Here is a 4141-nt window from a genome sequence, read left to right on the forward strand (position 1 = left end):
CTGAGCGTAAGCCAGACGAGATTATCCGAGGAGCCGTAAGCAGTATCTGCGGCGATCCAATCTGGCCTCAGACCAAACCGTTCCTCGGTCCGGTCGATCATCTTGCGCATAGCCCCAACCTCGGCAGTCTTGTTTGATCGGCTGGCATCCACATCCACGATGATACCGTGATCGGTATCGATCAGGTAATTGTCTGAGTAAGCAAAGAAAGCTGGGCCCTTGCGTGCGGCCGTCCATTGACTGGCTGGATCGGCATGGGCGGTGAATTTGGGCTTAGCCGTCGTGGCAGCGCCAAAAGCCTCGTCATCCAAGGTGTCGAGATACTCACGCACTGCGCGCGGTGCATCATGGGGATCAACATCGCGAGCCGCCCAATCATCGGGATTGCTGGAGTTCTGTTTCTGTACGTCAGCGCTGATCAGGCTGGCATCGACGGCGAAGCCCTGACCGCCAACATGCCCTTCCTCCATGCAGCGTGCCACGGTTGTCTCGAAGACATGGCGCAGCAGATCGCTCTCTCGGAAGCGACCATGGCGGTTCTTCGAAAAGGTGGAGTGATCCGGGATGCGATCATTCAGGTCGAGGCGGCAAAACCACCGATAGGCGAGATTCAGATGGACCTCCTCGCACAGTCGGCGCTCAGAGCGGATGCCAAAACAATATCCCACCAACAGCATTCGGATAAGCAGCTCAGGGTCGATGGATGGGCGACCCGTATGGCTGTAGAAATCCGCAAGATGAGCCCGGATGCTGCCCAGATCAACAAACCGGTCAATCGACCGTAGCAGATGATCTTGCGGGACATGGTTCTCCAGCGAGAACTCGTAGAACAGCGCCGCCTGCGCCTCCTGCTTCGGTCCCATCATCGCCAAACCTCCCGCTCAATAACGGAATTGAATCAGCGATGCCCCCTGCAATCAAGAAAGAGTTTTTCAACAGAATCAGCCCAAAATGTCGAATGCTGCGGGTCGTCCAAACGACCTCAGTTGCAGTAAACTTCCCTTTCTCCCCTTATGATCACAAACGCGTTGTCGACTTTTACACCCGCTCCCAAATCCGGGTACAGGCGACCCGTTCGGCGGGCCGCACAAGCCCATCCCGCTCCATCCGGCGCAGCAGGTGCAGTATCCCGCTGTTGCTCATGCCCAACGCATCGCGCAGTTCCGCCTGCGTTCGCGGACGTTCAAGTGCGTCGAGGACATATCGCCGTCGTGCTTCGGCCGGACCGTTCCGGCGGCGCTGTGGTCGACGTTTGTCCCTGACGGTACCGGACATCAGGCGGCCTCCTGATCACCGTCGGCGCCATTCCGCACCCGTATCAGCGCTTCGTCCACCGAGGCGGAATAATGAACCAGTGGACGCTTCAACCCGTGGGTCACGAACACACGCAGGATGTCGCGGCTGGCACCGGTGAGCCAGAGCGCGACCCCCTGCTTCTGCGCCTTGCGCGCCAGGCCCTCGATCATGTTGGCGCCGGTTGAGTCGAGAAACGGCACGGCCGAAAAATCCACGATCAGCGCCTTGTGGGGGTCCTGAATGCGGTCAAGCACCGATCCGATCGAGGCCGTCGCGCCAAAGAACAGCGCACCGGTGATCCGGTAGATGGCTACGTCCGGGTTCGCAGCCTGCTCCTCGTGGTACTCGCCGCGCGGATGGGTGATGTCGGCTTCATCCCCGACGACAAATGCACCGTCCGTCGCAACCTCGGTCGTGCGGCTCATGCGGTGAATGAAGAGAACCGAGCCGAGCGCGAAGCCGACGACGATGGCCTCGGTCAGGTCGCGGAAGATGGTGAGGAAGAACGTGGCGCCCAGCACGGTGGCTTCTCCCCAGCCTGAGCGAACCAGGATCGCGATGGCCGGTTTCTCGATCATGTTCCAGGCCACGACGGCCAGTACTCCGGCGAGCGCCGCCAGAGGGATGTAGGAGGCGAGCGGCGCGGCAACGAGTATGAACAGCAGGATGAACAGGGCGTGCAGCATCCCCGCCACCGGGCCATGCGCCCCGGCCCGGACGTTGGTCGCGGTCCGCGCGATGGTGCCGGTCACGCAGAAGCCGCCGAAGAGAGACGATCCGATATTGGCCGCGCCCTGTGCCGCCAGCTCGCAATTCGAGCGGTGGCGGCGTCCGGTCATGCCGTCAGCGACGACGGCCGACAGGAGCGACTCGATGGCACCCAGCAGGGTGAAGGAGATGGCAGCCGGGAGGACCGCGAGGATCGCTTCCATCGAGAGGGACGGAAGCCGCGGCGCCGGAAGCGACGAGGGGATACCGCCGAACTTCGTGCCGATGGTCTGCACCGGCAGCGCCAGTAACCCGGTCGCGGCCGCGGCAAGTCCGACGGCGATCAGCATTCCGGGCCAGTGCGGTCGCCAGCGCCGCAGCCCGAGGATGACCGCAACAGTTGCCAGGGATACACCAAGTGCGGCTGGCGTCAGGCTCGCCCCTGCCTGCCAAAGCGCCGGAATCTTCTCCAGCAGTTCGCCCGGCTCATTTGACAGCGTCAGACCGAACAGCTCCTTGATCTGGCTGGCGAAGATGATGACCGCGATCCCGGCCGTGAACCCAACCGTGACCGGAAACGGGATGAACTTGATGAAGGTGCCGAGGCGCAAGAAACCCACGACCGCAAGCATCAGCCCCGAGAGGAATGTGGCAAGGATCAGCCCCTCCATCCCATGCTGGGCCACGGTGGCGGCGACCAACACGATGAAGGCCCCGGCCGGGCCGCCGATCTGGAACCGCGATCCGCCAAGGAGCGACACAAGGAAGCCCCCGACGATGGCCGTGTAGAGCCCCTGCGCCGGTGTCGCGCCGGACGCGATGGCAATCGCCATCGAGAGCGGCAATGCCACGATGGCGACGGTCAACCCGGCGATGGCGTCCGTGCGCAGCTGTGTCAGCCCATAGCCTTCCCGCAGGACGGTGACGAGTTTCGGGGTGAAGAGATCGGCGAAGTTCGGAGCGTCGCTCTGTCTGGTAGTCTGGTCTTTCATCTGTGGCCGCACCTTTGGGACGGGAGCGGCGGGATCGTCGGCTTGGTGTCGGCGGTCGCCGTCGCGGGTTGAGAATCAGTGTTTCGGCGGAGGCGCCTTCAGCCGCGCGCCCCGTCCGCCTGCCGTGCTGGCGGTGCCTTCTCCGATGAGTTCGACTCCGGCGAGTTCGAGCGCTGCCACGACCTTGGTCAGGCTGTCGACGACGCCGCGCACATTGCCGTGGCTGGCCTCCATGCGCTGGATCGTCGGCACGGAAAGTCCCGCCAGCTCGGCCAGGGTTTTCTGGTCGATGCCGAGAAGGGCACGCGCCGCGCGCATCTGAGGTCCGGTGATCATGCGGCAAATCCTGAATAGTATAAGAGGCATCTAGTTTATGGATAGTGATATGTCAAATATCAAGTTGAATAGCGCGATGTATGGAATATGAGCGCGTACATTTTGGCGCAGGCCCGCAAAAAGTTTCGGAGTTGACCTTCGTTTTCCGATGCCAAAAGACAGCAATGTCCCGCGCCCTGATGGAGTGGATGCCCCTCCCGACGGCATCGTGATGTGCCATGCTGGTGCTGTCTTGACAGACCAGAAACAGAGGAGGCGGCAATGGAAATGGTTGCAATCATCGGAGTAGACTTGGCAAAGCGCAGTTTTCAGGCGCATGGGGCGACAGCTGGTGGGGATGTCTTGTTCCGCAAGAAACTGACCCGGGCGCAAGTTGTACCATTTTTTGCACAACAACCAAACTGCACCGTTGCTATGGAGGCCTGCGCGACCGCGCATGACTGGGGGCGTCAGATTGGAGCACTCGGCCATGAAGTGAAATTGATACCGCCCATCTATGTGAAACCTTTCGTCAAACGGCATAAAAACGATGCTGCTGATGCAGAAGCGATTGCCGAGGCGGCATCACGTCCGACGATGCGGACAGTCGCCGTAAAAACACATGAGCAGCAAAGTAGGGCAGTTTTGTTCCGGACACGTGACCTGCTTTTGAGGCAACGCACGCAGCTGATCAACGCCTTGCGGGCTCATCTCGCCGAGTTTGGCCGGGTGGCCCCAAAGACGACCGCAAATATCAAACGTCTGTGGGAATTCTTGGAAGATCCCGAGAACGGTCTGCCAAAAGTGGTGACAGATGTTGGATCAATCTA

General features: G+C 61.0%; 5 protein-coding genes. 1 reads left to right on the forward strand and 4 read right to left on the reverse strand.

Annotation, left to right across the window (positions count from 1 at the left end; genetic code table 11):
• From AC0KW6_RS22895 to AC0KW6_RS22910, 4 genes are all read right to left on the reverse strand, one after another.
• A partial coding sequence (locus AC0KW6_RS22895) for a transposase (protein ID WP_474036219.1) occupies positions 1-866 on the reverse strand: 866 nt, incomplete at its 3' end.
• 172 nt (positions 867-1038) lie between these two features.
• A complete protein-coding gene (locus tag AC0KW6_RS22900; RefSeq protein WP_323781805.1) occupies positions 1039-1275 on the reverse strand; it encodes a winged helix-turn-helix transcriptional regulator in 237 nt (78 codons plus the stop codon).
• Positions 1275-2996, reverse strand: a complete 1722-nt coding sequence (locus tag AC0KW6_RS22905) for a SulP family inorganic anion transporter (RefSeq protein ID WP_474036220.1) — start codon at positions 2994-2996, stop codon at positions 1275-1277. Before AC0KW6_RS22905 ends, AC0KW6_RS22900 begins: the two co-directional genes overlap by 1 nt.
• A gap of 75 nt (positions 2997-3071) precedes the next feature.
• Positions 3072-3332, reverse strand: a complete 261-nt coding sequence (locus AC0KW6_RS22910) for a helix-turn-helix domain-containing protein (RefSeq protein WP_323781811.1) — start codon at positions 3330-3332, stop codon at positions 3072-3074.
• 261 nt (positions 3333-3593) lie between these two features.
• On the opposite strand from AC0KW6_RS22910, the gene AC0KW6_RS22915 reads away from it, so the two are divergent.
• Positions 3594-4141 (forward strand): IS110 family RNA-guided transposase (locus AC0KW6_RS22915; RefSeq protein WP_474036221.1); only part of this gene is annotated, 548 nt, incomplete at its 3' end.

It is taken from the genome of Leisingera sp. SA215, from assembly GCF_055902035.1.

Excerpts from the sequence above, each read along its gene's own strand:
- AC0KW6_RS22905 (WP_474036220.1), bottom strand. The coding sequence starts at position 2,996 with ATGAAAGACCAGACTACCAGACAGAGCGACGCTCCGAACTTCGCCGAT.
- AC0KW6_RS22910 (WP_323781811.1), bottom strand. The coding sequence starts at position 3,332 with ATGATCACCGGACCTCAGATGCGCGCGGCGCGTGCCCTTCTCGGCATC.
- AC0KW6_RS22900 (WP_323781805.1), bottom strand. The coding sequence starts at position 1,275 with ATGTCCGGTACCGTCAGGGACAAACGTCGACCACAGCGCCGCCGGAAC.